Raw genomic sequence first — 16,892 nt, 5'->3', positions numbered from 1 at the left:
CCCCTCACCGGAAATCCCGGCTCCCCACCCGCAGCGGCCGCGCCGCGCCCCGCGCATCCGCGCCCCCGCGCCGCGCCTCGTCCCCCCGCCCGCCATCGACCGCCAGCGGCTCGCCCACATCCTCCGCCACCCGTCCCAAGAGGTCCGAGCGGTCGATCAGGTGCTCGGCGACGAGGTGGATCACCTCGCCCTCGCGCTGCACCCGGCCGCGGGCGGCCATCAGGCCGGCCTGGAGGATCAGGGTGCGCTGGCGGGTGAAGAGCGACGGCCAGATGACGAGGTTGGCGGTCTCGGTCTCGTCCTCGAGCGTGATGAACATCACGCCCTTGGCCGAGCCCGGCTTCTGGCGCACCAGCACCAGCCCCGCCACCGTCACCCGGGCGCCGTCGCGCAGGCGGCGAAGGACCGCGCAGGCCGAGACGCCGTCGCGGGACAGGTCCGCCCGCAGGAAGGCGAGCGGGTGTCGGCCGAGGCTGAGACCCGAGGCCCGGTAATCCGCCACCACGGCGGCCCCCTCCCCGAGCGGTGCCAGCCGCACCGGCGGCTCGTCGAGTTCGGGGAGGGGTGCCGCCTCGCGCCGGTCGGCGGCCGCGAAGAGCGGCAGCGGCTCGGGGGCGAGCCCCCGGATCGCCCACAGGGCCTCGCGGCGATCGAGCCCGAGGCACGCGAAGGCATCCGCGGCGGCGAGGCTGCGCAGGCCCTTCAGCGAGAGTCCGGCCCGGCGCCACAGATCCTCGACCGAGCGGAACAGGTCGGCCTCGCGCACGGTGGCGATCCGGGCGCCGTCCCGGTTGGGAAGGCCGCGCACCAGCCGTAGCCCCAGGCGCACCGCGAGGCGCCCGTCGCCCGACGGCTCCAGGGTGCAGTCCCAGCGCGAGGCGTTGATGCCGATCGGCCGCACCTCGACGCCGTGGGCACGGGCATCGCGCACGATCTGGGCCGGGGCGTAGAAGCCCATCGGCTGGGCGTTGAGGAGCGCGCAGCAGAACACATCGGGATGCCGGCACTTCAGCCAGGACGAGGCGTAGGCGACGAGGGCGAAGGAGGCGGCGTGGCTCTCCGGGAAGCCGTAGGAGCCGAAACCCTCGAGCTGGCGGAAGGTGCGGGCGGCGAAATCCGGGTCGTAGCCGTTGGCGACCATGCCGCCGATCAGCTTCTCCTCGTAGAGGCCGATCGTGCCGTCGCCCTTGAAGGTCCCCATGGCGCGGCGCAGGCCGTCGGCTTGCGCCGCGGTGAAGCCGGCGGCGACGATCGCGACCTGCATCGCCTGCTCCTGGAACAGCGGCACGCCGAGGGTGCGCCCGAGCACACCCCTCAGGGCCTCGGTCGGGAAGGTGACGGGGTCGATCCCGCGGCGCCGGCGCAGGTAGGGATGGACCATGTCGCCCTGGATCGGGCCCGGCCGCACGATCGCGACCTCGATGGTGAGGTCGTAGAGGTTCTTCGGCTGCATCCGCGGCAGCATCGCCATCTGGGCCCGGCTCTCGATCTGGAACACCCCGACCGTGTCGGCGCGCCGGATCATCGCGTAGGTCTCGTCGTCGTCCTGCGGGATGTCGGCGATCTCCCGCGGCGGGCTGGTCTCCGGCTTATGCTCGGCGAGCAGCGTGAAGGCCCGGCGCAGGCAGCCGAGCATGCCGAGGCCGAGCACGTCGACCTTCATGAAGCGCAGGACCTCGATGTCGTCCTTGTCCCACTCGATGATCTGGCGGTCCTCCATCCGGGCCGGGACCACCGGGCAGAGCAGGTCGAGCCGGTCGAGGGTCAGGACGAAGCCGCCCGGGTGCTGGCCGAAATGGCGCGGCGTGCCGATCAGCGCCCGGCCGATCTCCAGCGTCAGCCGCAGGGACCGCTCGGACAGGTCGAGGCCGAGCGCCGTGGCCTCGCGCTCGCCGACGCCGTCGCGCGACCAGCCCCAGACCAGGCGGGCGAGCGCCCCGGTGACGTCCTCGGGCACCCCCAGCACCTTGCCGACCTCCCGCACCGCGCCGCGGGCGCCGTAGCGGATCACCGTGGCGGTGAGGGCGGCGCGGTCGCGGCCGTAGGTGGCGTAGATCCACTGGATCACCTCCTCCCGGCGCTCGTGCTCGAAATCGACGTCGATGTCCGGCGGCTCGTCGCGGTTCTCGTTGATGAAGCGGGCAAAGAGCAGGCCCTGCGCCACCGGGTCGATGGCGGTGATGCCGAGGCACCAGCAGATCGCCGAGTTCGCCGCCGAGCCGCGGCCCTGGCACAGGATGCCCTGGCTCCTCGCGTAGCGGACGATCGCCTCGACGGTGAGGAAGTACGGCGCGTATTCCTTCCTGGCGACGAGGGCGAGCTCGTCCCCGAGCTGCCGGCGCACCGCCTCCGGCACGCCTTCCGGGTAGCGCCGCGCCGCCCCCTCCCAGGTCATCGCGGCCAGCCGCACCTGCGCCGGCCGGCCGTCCTCCCCGCCCTCGTCCGGGTAGGTGTAGGTCAGCTCGTCGAGGGAGAAGCGGCACGCCTCGGCGATCGCGGCGGCGCGGGCGAGCGCCTCCGGGTGGCGGGCGAACAGGCGCGCGGTCTCGTCCGGCTCGTGCAGGTGGCGCCCGGCATGGCGCTCGCGGGCGAACCCCGCCGCCGCGATGGTGGTCTTCAGGCGGATGCAGGTGACCACGTCCTGCACCATCCGGCGCTCGGGCACGTGGTAGAGCACGTCGCCCAGCGCGACGGTCGGCACCCGGGCGGCGCGGGCGAGCGTCGCGATGCCGTCCAGCCGCAGGTGGTCGTTGACGCCGAAGCGCCGCGACAGGCCGCAGGACAGGTCCCTCCCGAAGATCGCCTTCAGGGCGCGCAGGCGCTCGGGGAGCGCGTCGTCCGGCCGGTCGGCCGGCAGCACCGCGAGCAGGCCCCGGCTCCATTCGGCGACGTCGGCGATTGCCAGGTGGCAACCGCCGTGGGGCGCCCGCTCGCGCGAGCGGCCGATCGTGAGGAGCCGGCAGAGCCTGCCATAGGCCTCCCGGTCGGTGGGGTAGACGAGCAGGCTCCAGCCTTCCGTGAGGTCGAGCCGGCAGCCGACGATCAGGCGGCAGCCGGTGGTGCGCGCCGCCGCATGGGCCCGCACCATCCCGGCGAGCGAGTTGCGGTCGGTGACGGCGAGCGCCCGGATGCCCAGGAGCGCGGCGGCCGAGAAGAGCTCCTCCGGCGAGGAGGCGCCGCGCAGGAACGAGTAGTGGGTGGTGACCTGGAGCTCGACGGTCATGGGGAGACCCATGGGGCGAACCGGCCCATCACGCCTCCCCCAGACCGTGCAGCCACCAGCGCGCGCCCGCGGCCGTCAGGGAATCGCGAAACAGCCAGTAGCGGGCGCCGGTCTCGTCCTCGACCCGGTAATAGTCGCGGGAGGCCGCGACCTCGTCCTCGGCGAGCCACCATTCGCCGAAGATCCGCTCCGGCCCGTCGGCGCGGGCCACAAGGCGGCGGGTGCCGCGCCAGGTGAAGGCGGAGGGCGGCGCGTCGGGGAGCGCCGCCAGCACCGCGACCGGCTCCGGCACGGGCAGCAGCCGGCCGGGCCGCGGCAGGTCGGCGGGCCAGGTCACACCGGTGGCCGGGCTCAAGGGGGCGACCCGGCGCACCGCCCGCTCGGGCCACTCGCTCTCGACCGGGGCCCGGCGGAACACCCGGCCCGGCCCGAGGCGCAGCACCAGCCGGTCGACGAGCTCCGCCATCGCGTCCGGGTCCGGCTCCTCGCCGTTCGCGGCGAGCTGGCGCGCCTCCAGGCGCTCGACGGAGGGCGCGGCGAGGTGCGCCTCGTCGAGGCCGTGGCCGGGATCGATGGTCGCCAGACGCTCCGAGAGCAGGCGGGCGAGGTGGCGCGGATCGCGGCTCGGCCGGGCGGTGCCGACGCTGACCGACTGGTCGAGCCCGTCGACGCGGCGGAACACCAGGTCGAGCCGGCGCGCGCCGAGGCCGTGCCGGGTCAGGTCCTCGGCGAGCATCGCGGTCAGCCGTCCGGTCACCCGGGCGAGCGTCTCGGGCGCGCCGATCGGCTCCGCGAAGGCGAGGCGCACGGCGTGGGCCACCGGCGGCGCCAGGGTGGCGAGCGGTTCGGGGGCGTGGCCGAACGCCTGGTCGAGGCGGCGGGCGGGCGCCTCGCCGAAGCGCAGGCGCAAGGGGCCGCGGGGCTGGTCCGCGAGATGGGCGACCCGGGTGAGGCCGAGCTGACCCAAGGCCGAGACGGTCTCCCGGTCGAGGCGCAAGGCCCAGAGCGGCAGGTCGAGGAGGGCGGCGCGCTGGCCGCCCGGCGGCAGCACGGTCTCAGGCGACAGGCAGCGGGCGGCCGCCCAGGCGGCGCCGGGCGTGTCGGCGAGCGCCGCCCGGACCCGATAGCCGGCCCGGCCGAGGCGGCGGCGCAAGGCCGCCAGCAGGGCCGCCTCGCCGCCATGCAGGTGGGCCGCCCCCGCGACGTCGATCCAGATCCCGTCCGGCGGGTCGGCGGCGACGAGGGGAGCATAAGCCAGGCACCAGGCCGCGAGGCGCGACAGCGCCGCGGCGTCGCCCTCCGGGTCGGCGGCGATCAGGTGCAGGCCCGGCACCATCGCCTGCGCCTGCGTCAGCGCCAGGCCGGGGCGCAGGCGCCGGAGGCGGGCGGCGCGGTCGACGGCGCCGAGCACCCGGCGCGGGCCCTCCTGCGCCACGGCGACCAAGGGCTCATCCGGCGGCGGCCCGCCGTGCCGGCGCCGCCACAGGTCGGTCGGCCAGCTCGGCAGGAACACGCAGACGACCCTTCGCATCGGGAGCCTCGAGGAGCCAGGTGCGGGGCTCGGCGCCCCGGGCGCGCAGGAGCGCCACGGTCCACCGGGCCCGCGACAGGCCCGGCACGGGAAGAGCGGCGGAGGGCGCCGCGGTGACGCCCCAGCGGGTCGCGGCGGCGTTGGGCTCCGGGACCGTGTCGCGCAGGCGGCGGATCACCAGGGCGAGGCCCCCGCTGCCCTCGGCGGCGAGCTGGAGCCGGCGCGACGGGGTGAGCCCGAGCCGGGCGGTCTCGCCGACCACCGCCGCGAGGCCGCGATGGCGCAGGCCCTCCTCCATGGTGGGCAAGACCTCGGTCTCGCGCCGGGTCTCGGCGTAGAGCACCCGGTCGGGGTGGAGGCCGACCGCGGCGAGGCCGGGAGCGAACAGGTCGCGCCCGGGCAGGCACCACAGCACCGGCCCCGAGAGGCGGGCGAGGATCGCGGCGACGAACAGGGCCGCCAGCGCGCCCTCCCCGTCCACCGGCCCCGCCGCCAGGACCTCGTGCACCGCGCCGAGGCGCAGGCCCCCGCCCGGCAGATGCGCATCGAGGGGCGCGACGCCGAACGGCAGGACCGGACGGTCCGCCCCCTCGGGCGCCAGCCCGCCGATCCGCTCGCGCAACGCCGCGAGCTGCCGTTCCCGCTCGGCCTGCCGCATCTCATGCCCATCACCGAACCGCAACAACAACTCGTTCTTGTTTTGTTCGGTTTCACGGGAGTGTCAATCGGGGCTGTGGACGAGCGCACCGTCAGAGCCTGCCAAAACCGCCGGCCTGTTGACGGCAACGGGGACAGCCGGGCCGGCGCGGCCGGGAAAGCCCGCCGGTGCAAGGGGATCGGGCGGGGGCGCGGTGCGGGCCGCAGGCGGGCACAGCCGTTGGACAACCCGCGCGAAGCCGCCAGGAGCGTTGCTGAGCTGGATTCGAGGCCGGCCGGTGCCGTACAACAGTGTCGGGGCGGAACGGGCCTCCACGGGCCTCCTGGCGGAGAATCCGGGGTTTCCGGTTCGCGCCCCGCCTCACGGCCTCCGGGCCCGCGAATCCGGCGCCGTCCGGAGGGGGTGGTTCGGGCTCGCACGGCACGCCGACTTGCCTACGCGGCGCCATCCGCGATTCACACAGCTTTCCAAGCTGTTAATCGGGGGCCTGCGCCGAGTAACCTACGCCTCCACGCCGAGTCGCCTTCGCCGACCCCCCGATTCCGCGCAGACCTGCCTACGGACATGCGCCGAGTTGCCTACGCGACCGCGCAGACCTGCCTACGCGAACCGGACCTAAACCCTTGCAGCGTCTCGGAAAATCGCGACCCCATATAATACCCATATAGCTCTACGGATTCAGACTCGGAATCTAGATTCTGAATCTCTCATAAAAAGGCTTTTCGGGATCAGGAGTTAGGGGCCTTTCGGGGCAAACGGCGTGGCTACGGCCCCCTTTGCGGCCTTCGGCCGGGCCTCGAGCCCCCTCCCCTCCCGCTTCGTGAGGCTTGCCTCCCCCGCTCCGCGAGTCTCGGGCAGCCGACGCCCGAGTCGGAGACTCGCGGCGCCTGAGTCCTCGCCCGACAAAGCCCAGATCAGCCCTGGTCGTTTCCACGGGGAAGAGTCGAGGCGAGGCTTGAGTCGGGGGAACCGACTCGCCTGTACGCCGGCTGATGATTCGCCGTCCCGATGCGGGACTCTTCCTCGACTCTCCGGCCCCGATCGGCGCCCTTCAATACTTTGCGGTGACTCCCGGGCTCCGGCGCCCGAACGGTTACCGTCGGGCTGACCGGGCACGGCGAAGCGTAGGCAATTCGGCGTGGAGTCGGTCACGTCCCGTAGGCAGGTCTGCGTGGGAGTGAACTGGAAAAAACCGTGGAGTCTCAACGGCGAAGCGGGAGATTCGGGCGGGCGGGCGGGCAGCCGGCGGCGTAGGCGAGTCGGCGTGGCCGGGCGCGCTGCGGGCGGCCGGGGAGCGTAGGCAACTCGGCGTGGCTCGGTGGCGATGATGCGGGGCCGCGAACCGGTCGGACAGGACGTTCGGGGCGATCATCTCTGGATGAGGCGAGGGTTTACGGGCTTTGGATCCTCGATCGACCGACAGATCCAGTGATACAAGAAGTATTGTTAGAGAATTTTCACGTCATTTTATATGGAATTCAGCCGATTGACCGGCCAAATGGTTCTGTTGATCGCGAATAGACCATCTCCGTCATCCCGGGGCGGCGTAGCGGAAGCCGGGATCCCCCTCCGCTGCCGATACAGGGTGAGGCGGAAGCCTGATCGCCCATCCTGCGGGATCAGCGGTGATGGATCCGGGTTTCCAGCAACGGCGAACCCCGGGATGACGTGGCGTGTCGAAGAGAAGCGGTAACAGGAAAACCATATCGCGTGCAGGCGGACGGATACTTACGAAGATATTCGTGACGAACGGATCATGTCGATATATTGTAGATTTGTCAGAATGTGTTATTTTAAATCAAGCGACATTGAATCATCAGCCTGTCAAACAGGACATTGCCGGAAGCAGTATGAAATATCCCAACCGGCAACCTCATCCTGAGGTGAGATGATCGGATATCCCCGATCGTCAAAATCCTTCAGACAGGGAAAACCGCCCGAACAGGCTCGAGGTGCCAGCCGTTTTCAGGATGGGGCCGAGGATCGAAAAACATCGTCCATGGCCTTCACGGTCCGGAACGGACGGTCCGTGACCGGAGATGCAGCCGACGAAAAGAAAACAATCCTATATCCAGTCGTACCAAGCATGGCGGCGTCGCAGCCGCCCGCATGCGTTCCGCTGCCCGCCCCCTCCCCTCGTAGGGAAGTCGGCGGAATCAAGCCCTTGCCCGGGCTCGCTTATTCGCGAGCGCCGCCTTCGGGGGCACCAGCAGGTCCTTCGGATCGGAGGGGAGCAGCTGCATGCCGCCGTCGTCGAGGGTCAGGCGCAGGCGCGGAAACACCTCGGTGAGGTGGGCGACGTCCTTGCGGAATTCCTGGCGGAACGAGCGGATCGAGCCGTTCTCGCTGCCGAACTGCTTGTAGAGGTTGTCCCAGGTCAGGCGCAAAGGCCGCTCGAGCCGCGACAGCCGGTAGCCGACCCAGAACAGCAGGTCGAGCTTGCGCGCCGAGCCGGCGAAGGCGCGGGCGGCCCGGATGTCGACCGGCAGGGCGTGCTGGATCAGGTTGTCGTAGAACTCGCGGTGGAAGGTGATGGTCGAGGACCAGAGCAGGCCCTGGTCCGGGTGGTTGTGCAGCGGCAGCCACACGTCCATCTGCCGGAACGGCGGCACGTTGAGGGTCGAGGCGCGGGTGCCGTCCCACAGGCCGATCTGCATCGAGCAGGCGGCGAGGCGGTTGAGCTGCTCCTTGAACTGCTTGAGCGTGCCGCGCTCGCCGCCGGTGACCGGGAAGCCCATGTCGCGGATGAAGCCCGACATGCTCTGCGCCACCTCGACCTTGGGGCTGCGCTGGCGCACGGCCTCCGTGCAGAGATGCAGCAGGAGGAGCCGCGCCTTCGGGCCGTAGGGCAGCCCCTGCATCTCCATCTCGCCGGTCGACGGGTTGATGAGCCGGCCGGCATTGATCGCGAGGGTGTTGCGGCCGTATTCGCGCGAGACGTTGGTGACGCCCTTCGGCTCGCGATACGGCAGGCCGCAGAGCGCCAGCACCGAGTGGATGTGCTGGATGTTCTCGGGGGCCGCCGGTTCGTTCTCGATCACCTCGCGGACCATGTCGCGGCGCCGCGCGTTGCGCGGCAGCCGGGCGCGCTCGGCCTCGGCCTCGGCCTTGAGCACCACCAGCTTCTCGCGCGCCTCGATCTCGGCGTCGCGCTTGGCCTGGCTGGCGCGTACGAAGGCGAGCGTCGCCTTGTAGGCGACGCTGCCCCGCGCCTTCTCGACGATCTCGACGAGGTCGTCGTCGCGCACGCCCTCGACCGGCTCGAGGGTGGGTTGCGGCGGGTTCGTCATCTCCACCAAAGGGCTCCGCACGGGGACGCGGGCCGGCCCGGCGCGCGTCGTGACTCTGTTTGGTGGAGTCCTAACGCGCGAAACCCGAATCGGCAGAGTCGAGTCCGGTCGATTCCCGAAGCAGAGTGCCAGATTCCTGTGAATCTGTGTGTCTAACCGGCGAGTCTTCGTCCCGCCGGCCCAGGTAGGGACCGAACCTTAATCGGTCTCGTCGCGGGTCTTCGACTCGGCGAACGCGGCGTAGAGCTGTGGAAGACTCTGGATAAGATAGGCGGCGAAGTCCGGTTCGAGCCGGTCGTCGATGGTGAGCTGGGTCCGCTGCGGGTCGCGCTCGATCCGCACCACCGGCCGTCCGCCGAGATTGGTCCAGACGGCCGGCGCAGGGGCCGGCCGCGGCGCCGGCGCGGTCAGGCCGGAGAGCAGCCGGGCGAAGCGGTCGTCGGAGGATAGCTGCGAGAAGTCGGGTGCCGCCAGGATGCGGGTTGCCGCCTCCCCTGCCCCGTCCCGGCCCAGCGCCTCGACGAGCGCGGTCCAGCGCGGCCGCCCGGCCTTGGGCGCCGGGCCGATCGCCGCCACGATGGCGTCCGGCACCGCCCGGCCGATGCCGATCAGGCGCGACAGCTGGGTCTTCTCCACCGCGAGCGCCGCCATGATGGTGGCGCGGTCGAAGCCGCGATCCTCCAGCGCGATCGCGAACAGCGCCCGCTCGATGTAGCTGAGATCGGCCCGGGCCGAGTTCTCCTGGCCCTGCGCCACGACGAGGTCCTCGTCGGTCAGCGTCTTGACCACCGCCCGCACCGGCCGGCCGAGCTCGGCCACGGCGCGCAGGCGGCGATGGCCGTATGCGACCTGGTAGCGGCCCGGTTCGGTCGGGTGCGGCCGCACCAGGATCGGCACCTGCTGGCCGCGCTCGCGGATCAGCGCCACGAAGGCGGCGTGCTCCTGCGGATCGCCCGACAGCCGGTCCTTGACGAAGGAACCGTCGATCAGCGCCGGCTCGATCTCCACCACCCGGTCGCCGGAGGCGACCATGGCGCGGGCCTCCGCCGCCGCGCTGGCGATGCGCCCGAGGCTGCGCCCCATCGCGCCGACGGCGCCGGAGCGCACCAGCGGACGCGGCGCCTCGGGGAGAGCGTCCGCCGGTTCGACCGGGTTGCCAGCTGGCAACTCGGGGGGCGGCTCGTGCGAGCGGGCGCCGAGCGCGGCGCGGAGGGCGTCCTTGCGCTTCATGCCGGCACGCGCCCCCAGGCGCGGTGCATCAGGGCCTCGATCTCGCCGTTCACCCCGTCGAGCGCCTCGATCGCCCGGTCGTAGGTGGCGCGGGTGAAGCTCTCGCGGCCGATCTCGTACAGGGTCTGCTTCGACAGCCCGGCATCGGAGACGGCAGTGGATTTCAGCATCAGGTGGGTCAGCACCCGCTCGCGGAACAGCGAGCGCATAAAGCCGACCATCTGGGTCTGCGGCGCGTCGGAGGGCTCGTAGCGGGTCACGACGTAGCGCAGGAAGTCGTAATCGAGGTCGGCGCCCGCCTCCTGCACGACCCCGAGCAGGTCGGAGGCCATCAGCAGGAACTGGCACATCGACATCACGTCGAGCATCTGCGGATGCACCGTCACCAGCATGGCGGTGGCAGCGCAGAGCGCGCCGAGCGTCAGGAAGCCGAGCTGCGGCGGGCAGTCGAGGATCATCACGTCGTAATCGTCGGCGACGCTGCCGAGCGCCGTGGCGATGCGGCCGAAGAACGGCTCGGCGTTGCGGTCGGCGAGCACGCGCGGGGTATCGTGCTCGAACTCCATCAGCTCGAGGTTGCCGGGCACGAGGTCGAGGCCCGGGAAGTAGGTCTTGCGCACCACCTCGGCGAGGGGCTTCTGCTCGTCGTCGTGGCGGATCGCGGCGTAGAGGGTCTGGTTGGGGCCGACGTCGAATTCCGGCTGGTAGCCGTGCAGCGCGGTCAGCGAGGCTTGCGGGTCGAGGTCGACGGCGAGCACCCGGTAGCCGCGCAAGGCCAGGTACTGGGCGAGGTGGGCCGCCGTGGTGGTCTTGCCCGACCCGCCCTTGAAGTTGACGACGGCGAGCACCTGGCAATGCTCAGTCCCGGTGCGATGCGGGACGTAGCCCTTCGCCTTCGGGCCGTCGTCGAGCAGGTGGCGCAACTCGTTGATCTGCCCGAGCGTGTAGGAGCGCCGGCCGCCCGGGCCGATCTCCGGCTGCGGGCCCTTGCTGGCCAGCGAGAGCTGGCGCAGGTAGCCGTCCGCCACCCCGATCAGCTTCGCCGCCTCGCCAGAGGAGAACGAGCGCAGCAGCTTGTGCGAGGCCGGCGGGAAGAGCGTGCGGCGGAGCGCGTTCAGCTCGTTCGACAGGGCGCCGCCGTCATCGGCGATGATCCGGGTGATCGAGGGTCGGGCGGAGGCTGCGGCTCTCGCCTGCTCCTGCGGCTGATCGGGCATTTACGGCTCTTGAGCGCATCACGGATAAATTCCGTAAGACGATGCCAGCGTGGCCGTCGGGAGGCAAACGGTTTTTGGTTAACGACGATTAACCATCGGGTCCCGGGCTCGGCGTTGCCAGCTGGCAACCGTCACGCTCGCGTTCGGCGAAGCCACCGGGACGGACCGCTCCGCCGGATCCGGGCGGACGGGTTCCGGGCAGCAGGTTGCCAGGTGGCAACAGGATCCGAAGGAGCGCCCTCCGCGCGGCCGCCCCGCGCCGATGCACGATCTTCGCGATGGTCCCCGCCGCACCGATCGCCTAGGAATCCGGTCAACCGGCAGCGGAGACGACGCGATGGCAATCCTGGAGACGGTCGCGGACCTGGAGCGCGTCTACGGCGCGTTCGGGGCGGTCGGCGAAGCCTCGACCGCGAAGGTGACCGACCACATCACGCCGCATTACCGGCGCTTCATCGACGCCGCGCCCTTCGCGGCCCTGGCGACGAGCGGCCCGGAGGGGCTCGATTGCTCGCCGCGCGGCGACCGCCCGGGCTTCGTGCGCGTCGCCGATCCGCGCACGCTGCTCCTGCCCGACCGCCGCGGCAACAACCGGATCGACAGCCTGCGCAACGTCGTGCGCGATCCGCGGGTCGGGCTGATGTTCCTGATCCCCGGCATCGGCAACGCGCTGCGGGTCAACGGTCGCGCGGCGATCGAGGACGATGCGGACCTGTGCGCCTCCTTCGCGGTCGAGGGCAAGGCGCCCCGCACCGTGATGGTGATCCGGGTCGGCGAGGTCTACTTCCAATGCGCCCGCGCACTGATCCGCTCCGGCCTGTGGCGGGCCGAGGCCCAGGTCGACCCGGGGACGCTGCCGACCCCCGGGCAGATCCTGGCCGAACTCAGCGACGGCCGCGTCGGCGGCGAGACCTACGACGGCACCTGGGCCGAGCGGGCGCGGCAGACGATGTGGTGACGGATCACGCCGCGAGGCAGGCCGCGCCGGCGGCGATCGCCAGGCAGGCGGCGGCCCGGTGCGGGCTGAGCCGCTCCTTGAGGAAGACCCGGCCGATGAGCGCGGCGTAGACCACGCTGGTCTCGCGCAACGCCGAGACCACGCCCATCGCGCCGGAGCGCATCGCCCAGATGACGATGCCGTAGGCCAGGATCGAGACCACGCCGCCGGCGAGCGCCATCGCGGTCTCGCGGCCGGTATAGGCGGGCGGCCGTCCGCGCAGCACGAGGAAGAGCGGCGGCATCGTCACGCTCCACAGCAGGAACATGGCGTTGGCATAAGCGAGGCTGTCGCCCGCGAGCCGGACGCCGATCCCGTCCACCACCGTGTAGGCGCCGATCAGGACGCCGGTGGTCAGCGCCGCCGGCAGGGTGCCGGCCCGCAGCGCCCGGCCCTGGAAGGCCAGCGACACGATCCCGCCCGAGACCAGCGCGATCCCGAACGCGGAGACGGGGGTGACCGCCTCGTGCGCGAAGGCCATCGCGCCGAGGGAGACGAGGACCGGCGAGGAGCCGCGGGAGATCGGGTAGGTCTGGCCGAGATCGCCGGTGCGGTAGGTTCGCACCAGGGACAGGTTGTAGCCGGCATGGATCAGCGCCGAGGCGATCACGTAGGGGAGGCTCGCCGCGTTCGGCCAGGGCAGGACCAAGGCCGCCGCCCCGGTGACGAGGGCCACCGCGATCATCATCAGGGTCATCGACCACAGCCGGTCGCTGCCGCCACGCAGGACCGCGTTCCAGCCGGCATGGAGGATCGCCGCCCCGGTCACGGCGGCGAAGAGAAGGGGGGTCATGCGGGCGTCCCGGACGGGGAGGGGGCATCACGGACCGCCTCGCGGCCCGTCTCGATCCCGGGTCAGGGTGCCTCTTGCGATCCGCCCCGACAAACCATTTGTTCAGGATGAATCCGGCAGGAAAACTCACCTGACCGCGAGGTCCCCCCGCATGCGGCGCGCCCTGCCTCCCCTGAACGCCCTGCGCGCCTTCGAGGCGGCGGCCCGCCTCGGCAGCTTCAAGGCGGCGGCCGACGAGCTCGGGGTGACGCACGGCGCCGTCAGCCAGCAGGTACGCCTGCTCGAGGAGTGGCTGCGGGTGAAGGCGTTCGAGCGCCACAACCGGCGCGTCGTCCTCACGCCCGCCGCCCGCGCCTACCTCGCCGAGATCGGCCCGGCCCTCGACCGGATCGCCGCCGCGACGGCGCAGTACGGCCACGATGCGGGGAGCGTGCTGCGGGTCAACGCGCCCGCGACCTTCGCCCTGCGCTGGCTGGTGCCGCGGCTGGCACGCTTCCACGCCGCCCATCCCGCGCTCCGGGTCCGGCTCGAGACCTCGAACCAGCCCCTCGAAGCCCTGGCCTCGCCCGGCGACGTCGTCATCCGGGGCGGGCCGGATTCCTTCTACGGCACCACGGTACGGCCGTTCCTGTCCGAGGAGCGGCTGCCGGTCTGCAGCCCCGGCCTCCGCGACCGGCTCCCGCTGCGGGACCCGGACGACCTGCGGCACCACACGCTGCTGCACACGGCGAGCCTGCCGCGGCTGTGGGACGACTGGCTCGCCGCGGCGGGCGCGGCCGGGCTCGAACCCGCCGCGGGCCTGACCCTCGACCATTTCTACCTGACGCTCCAGGCCGCCCTCGACGGGATCGGGCTGGCCATGGGACCGACGGCGCTGATCGCCGACGACCTCGCCCGGGGCCGCCTCGTCGCGCCGTTCGCGGGGCCGCGCCTGCCGGCCCGGCGCTACTGCGCCTACGTGCGCGAGGGGCGGGAGACGGAGGAGCCGGTCGCGGCGTTCCTGTCCTGGATCGCCGGGGAGGGGGCCGGGTGAGGGCGGTGCGAGGACGGGGAATCGACCGCGACCGGTCGCCGGGGCGTCGCCCATCCCCGGCCCGCGACCACGCACCGCCCGGGGACCCGGTGGCCGGACCGAAGGCGTTGCCGCTACACTCCTGCGGATGCAGAAGACCTTCACCGCCGAGCGCGAGGACCGCCCTGGCCCGGACTGGCTCGCGCGCTTCCGGGAGGGGCGGGAGGAGGCCGCGCGGTGGTATCTCGGGGACGGGGCGCCCACTCTGCCCTCCGCCGCCGAGTGCCGCGCCGCCCTCCTGCGCCACATGCCCGAGCTCGTCCCGCATTACGACGCGGCCTGCGGGATGGTCGGGGACGACGACCTCGCGCACCGCATCCTCAGCCACTACCGCCCGGCCGCGCACCGGCAGGGCTGCAGCCAGGCGGTCTGGCTGGGCGAGGACGGCCCGGCGCTGGTGCGCAACTACGATTTTCCGCTCCACGTCATCACCGGTCGCATCGAGCTCACGGCGTGGTCGGGCCGGCGGGTGATCGGCATGGGGCAGCGGCCCTGGGGCGGCTGCCTCGACGGGATGAACGACGACGGGCTGGTGGCCAGCTGCACGCTCGGCGGCATCGCCCGGCGGGGCGAGGGCTTCGCCATCATCATGATGCTGCGCTACGTGCTGGAGACCTGCGGCTCGGTCGCCGAGGCGGTCGAGGCGTTGCGCGGCCTGCCGCCGGTGCAGCTCCACAACGTCACGCTCCTCGACCGGACCGGCGCGCACGCCACGGTCTTCCTCGGCCCGCGGCGCGAGGCGGCGGTGACCTCGAACAGGACCTGCACCAACCACCAGGAGCGGGCCTCGCCCGCCTCCGGCTCGGCCTTGCGCCAGCGCGTGCTCGACGACGCCCTGGACGATCCGTCGACCACCCTGGACACACTGACGGCGCGGTTCTTCGCGCCGCCGCTCCATTCGCGCAAGGCCGCCTTCACCACGGCCTACACGGCGGTGTACCGGCCGGCGGCGGGCCGGGTCGACTACCTCTGGCCCGGCCGGCGCTGGAGCCAGAGCTTCGCGCGGTTCGCGGCCGGCACCTACACCCACGATTACGGTGCACTCGAACCGTCCGCCTGAAGCCCGTCAGCCCGGCTCCCCGTTCCGCGCCACCTGCGGCAGCACCTGCCCGGGCGGGCCCGAGGCGACGATCCGGCCGCCCTCCAGCACGTGCACGGTGTCGGCCCCCGCGAGGCTGCTGAGGCGGTGGGCGATCATGATCAGCGTGCGGGTGCCGGCCAGCCCCTGCACCGCCCGCATCACCACGCCCTCGGTCTCGTCGTCGAGGGCGGAGGTCGCCTCGTCGAACACGATCACGTCGGGGTCGTGGTAGAGCGCCCGGGCGATGCCGATGCGCTGGCGCTGGCCGCCCGAGAGCCGGGCGCCGCGCTCGCCGACGCGGGTGGCGTAGCCCTCCGGCAGGCCGGCGACGAAGTCGTGCGCGCCGGCGAGTCGCGCCGCCCGCTCCACGGCTGCGTCGTCGATCGCGTCGAGCCCGAAGGCGACGTTCTCGGCGACGGTGCCGTCGATCAGGAAGATGTCCTGCGGCACGTAGCCGATGCGGTTCTGCCAGGCCGGCAGGGTGGCGGGATCGAGGGCGACGCCGTCGACCGCGATGCGGCCGGTTGTGGGCTGGAGGAAGCCGAGGATCAGGCCGATCAGGGTCGACTTGCCCGAGCCGGTGCGGCCGACGAGGCCGACCGTGGCGTGGGCGGGGATCGCCAGGGTGATGCCCTCGAGCGCCGGGCGGCCGGGCTCGTAGTCGAACCCGACGCCGTCGAGGCGGATGGCGTCCCGGAACGGCAGCCGCCCGGGGCCGCGGGGGGGGAGGGGACGCTCGCCGTCGAGGCCGTCGACCACGAGCCGCACCGCCGGCAGGTAGAAGCGCAGCAGGGACAGCGCGTTGAACACGTTCTGGAACGCCGGCAGCATCCGGTAGCCCGCGAAGGCGAACAGGCCGAGCAGCGGCAGGATGCCGGCGGTGTCGAGCCCCTGCGAGAGGGCGAACAGCACCACCACGATGACGCCGCCGAAGGCCAGCGCCTCGATGACGAAGCGCGGCAGCTGCCCGGTGAGCAGGCTCTCGGCGCTGGCCTGCGCGTAGGCGCGGGCCGGCGCCTCGAACCGGCTCGCGAAGCGGTCCGCCCGGCCGTAGAGCTTCAGCTCGGTCAGGCCGCCGAGGGTCTCGTGCACCACCCGGAAGCGGGCCTCGTTGCCGGCCACGGCCCGCGCGCCGATGCGGGCGAGCCGCGCCCGCACCAGCAGGAAGATGCCGACATAGAGCCCGCCGAAGCCGGCGCCGAGGATCAGCGCCAGGCGCGGCGAAACGACGAGCAGGAACGCGATGACGGCGAGCGCCGAGGTCGCCCGCGAGGCGATGACGGTGGCCGGCGTCAGCACCCCGACGACGAGGCGGTCGGTCTCGCTCAGGATCGTCTTGGCGAGCTCGGCGCTGTTGGCGGTGGCGAAGAACAGCCGCTCGCGGTCGATGGTGCGGAACAGGAGGCGGCGGGCGAAGCCGTAGCCGACGGCGTGGCTGAAGCGCAGCTGGACGTAGGTGAGCCCGGCATTGACGCAGGAGGTGACGAGGATCGCCGTGAGCGCGCCGAGCCCGACGACGATCAGGAAGGAGCGGTCGTCGGCGAGGCTGAGCCCGTCGCGGATCGCGGCCAGCGCCGGGATCCGCGCCGCCGCTCCCGGATCGCCGACCAGCGTCAGGAACGGCACCACCGAGGCGACGCCGATCACCTCGAGCAGCGCCGCGAGCGCGAGCCCGGCCCCGATCAGCCCGGCGCGGCGGCGCTCGCGCGGGGTCATGGCGCGGAGGAGGTCGATCAGGGCGCGCATGGCGTCGGGCTCGTGGGCATGGGCTTACGGGGGAGGGGAGGGGGCATGCGGTCC

The 16,892-nt window shown here is 72.5% G+C and carries 11 protein-coding genes; 3 read left to right on the top strand and 8 right to left on the bottom strand.

The annotated features are described in order from the left end of the window. Positions 1 to 4: 4 nt before the first annotated feature. The 6 genes from A5481_RS23845 to repA form a co-directional block, all read right to left on the bottom strand. Entirely contained in the window at positions 5 to 3,223 is a 3,219-nt protein-coding gene (locus A5481_RS23845; RefSeq protein WP_064504349.1) for an error-prone DNA polymerase, read from the bottom strand. 28 nt (positions 3,224 to 3,251) lie between these two features. After that, the gene (locus tag A5481_RS23840) at positions 3,252 to 4,754 is read right to left on the bottom strand and encodes a DUF6504 family protein (RefSeq protein ID WP_082173646.1); all 1,503 of its coding nucleotides are present in this window, start codon (positions 4,752 to 4,754) and stop codon (positions 3,252 to 3,254) included. Beyond that, entirely contained in the window at positions 4,672 to 5,412 is a 741-nt protein-coding gene (locus A5481_RS23835) for an ImuA family protein (RefSeq protein ID WP_048437655.1), read from the bottom strand. Before A5481_RS23835 ends, A5481_RS23840 begins: the two co-directional genes overlap by 83 nt. Before the next feature lie 2,156 nt (positions 5,413 to 7,568). Beyond that, complete coding sequence (locus tag A5481_RS23830; protein WP_048435476.1) at positions 7,569 to 8,702, bottom strand: replication protein RepA; 1,134 nt, start codon at positions 8,700 to 8,702, stop codon at positions 7,569 to 7,571. A 198-nt stretch (positions 8,703 to 8,900) separates the two neighbouring features. Beyond that, positions 8,901 to 9,932 (bottom strand): plasmid partitioning protein RepB, encoded by a 1,032-nt coding sequence (gene repB / locus A5481_RS23825; RefSeq protein ID WP_048435466.1) that lies wholly within the window; start codon positions 9,930 to 9,932, stop codon positions 8,901 to 8,903. Beyond that, complete coding sequence (repA, locus tag A5481_RS23820; protein WP_048435467.1) at positions 9,929 to 11,149, bottom strand: plasmid partitioning protein RepA; 1,221 nt, start codon at positions 11,147 to 11,149, stop codon at positions 9,929 to 9,931. Before repA ends, repB begins: the two co-directional genes overlap by 4 nt. A gap of 337 nt (positions 11,150 to 11,486) precedes the next feature. On the opposite strand from repA, the gene A5481_RS23815 reads away from it, so the two are divergent. Next, the gene (locus tag A5481_RS23815; RefSeq protein WP_048435468.1) at positions 11,487 to 12,107 is read left to right on the top strand and encodes a pyridoxamine 5'-phosphate oxidase family protein; all 621 of its coding nucleotides are present in this window, start codon (positions 11,487 to 11,489) and stop codon (positions 12,105 to 12,107) included. 4 nt (positions 12,108 to 12,111) lie between these two features. On the opposite strand, the gene A5481_RS23810 is transcribed toward A5481_RS23815, so the two are convergent. Next, positions 12,112 to 12,939 (bottom strand): EamA family transporter, encoded by an 828-nt coding sequence (locus A5481_RS23810; protein WP_048435469.1) that lies wholly within the window; start codon positions 12,937 to 12,939, stop codon positions 12,112 to 12,114. Positions 12,940 to 13,090: 151 nt separating this feature from the next. Here A5481_RS23810 and gcvA point away from each other — a divergent pair, with 151 nt between their 5' ends. Next, positions 13,091 to 13,972 (top strand): transcriptional regulator GcvA, encoded by an 882-nt coding sequence (gene gcvA / locus A5481_RS23805; RefSeq protein WP_048435470.1) that lies wholly within the window; start codon positions 13,091 to 13,093, stop codon positions 13,970 to 13,972. A 127-nt stretch (positions 13,973 to 14,099) separates the two neighbouring features. Beyond that, positions 14,100 to 15,071 (top strand): C45 family autoproteolytic acyltransferase/hydrolase, encoded by a 972-nt coding sequence (locus A5481_RS23800; protein WP_048435471.1) that lies wholly within the window; start codon positions 14,100 to 14,102, stop codon positions 15,069 to 15,071. A gap of 6 nt (positions 15,072 to 15,077) precedes the next feature. Here A5481_RS23800 and A5481_RS23795 read toward each other — a convergent pair whose 3' ends face one another. Then, positions 15,078 to 16,838 carry an ABC transporter ATP-binding protein gene (locus A5481_RS23795; RefSeq protein WP_048435472.1) on the bottom strand — a complete coding sequence of 587 codons (1,761 nt, stop codon included), beginning with the start codon at positions 16,836 to 16,838 and terminating at the stop codon, positions 15,078 to 15,080. Positions 16,839 to 16,892: the final 54 nt, after the last annotated feature.

The sequence above is a fragment of the Methylobacterium platani genome (assembly GCF_001653715.1).
In the GTDB taxonomy this organism is placed as follows: Bacteria; Pseudomonadota; Alphaproteobacteria; order Rhizobiales; family Beijerinckiaceae; genus Methylobacterium; species Methylobacterium platani.
The sequence above is the reverse complement of the archived record's forward strand: the minus strand, read 5'-3'. Positions and strand labels throughout refer to the sequence as shown.

Coding starts and splice junctions, on each gene's coding strand:
- A5481_RS23845 (WP_064504349.1), bottom strand. CDS start 3,223: ATGACCGTCGAGCTCCAGGTCACCACCCACTACTCGTTCCTGCGCGGC.
- A5481_RS23840 (WP_082173646.1), bottom strand. CDS start 4,754: ATGCGAAGGGTCGTCTGCGTGTTCCTGCCGAGCTGGCCGACCGACCTG.
- A5481_RS23835 (WP_048437655.1), bottom strand. CDS start 5,412: ATGCGGCAGGCCGAGCGGGAACGGCAGCTCGCGGCGTTGCGCGAGCGG.
- A5481_RS23830 (WP_048435476.1), bottom strand. CDS start 8,702: ATGACGAACCCGCCGCAACCCACCCTCGAGCCGGTCGAGGGCGTGCGC.
- repB (WP_048435466.1), bottom strand. CDS start 9,932: ATGAAGCGCAAGGACGCCCTCCGCGCCGCGCTCGGCGCCCGCTCGCAC.
- repA (WP_048435467.1), bottom strand. CDS start 11,149: ATGCCCGATCAGCCGCAGGAGCAGGCGAGAGCCGCAGCCTCCGCCCGA.
- A5481_RS23815 (WP_048435468.1), top strand. CDS start 11,487: ATGGCAATCCTGGAGACGGTCGCGGACCTGGAGCGCGTCTACGGCGCG.
- A5481_RS23810 (WP_048435469.1), bottom strand. CDS start 12,939: ATGACCCCCCTTCTCTTCGCCGCCGTGACCGGGGCGGCGATCCTCCAT.
- gcvA (WP_048435470.1), top strand. CDS start 13,091: ATGCGGCGCGCCCTGCCTCCCCTGAACGCCCTGCGCGCCTTCGAGGCG.
- A5481_RS23800 (WP_048435471.1), top strand. CDS start 14,100: ATGCAGAAGACCTTCACCGCCGAGCGCGAGGACCGCCCTGGCCCGGAC.
- A5481_RS23795 (WP_048435472.1), bottom strand. CDS start 16,838: ATGCGCGCCCTGATCGACCTCCTCCGCGCCATGACCCCGCGCGAGCGC.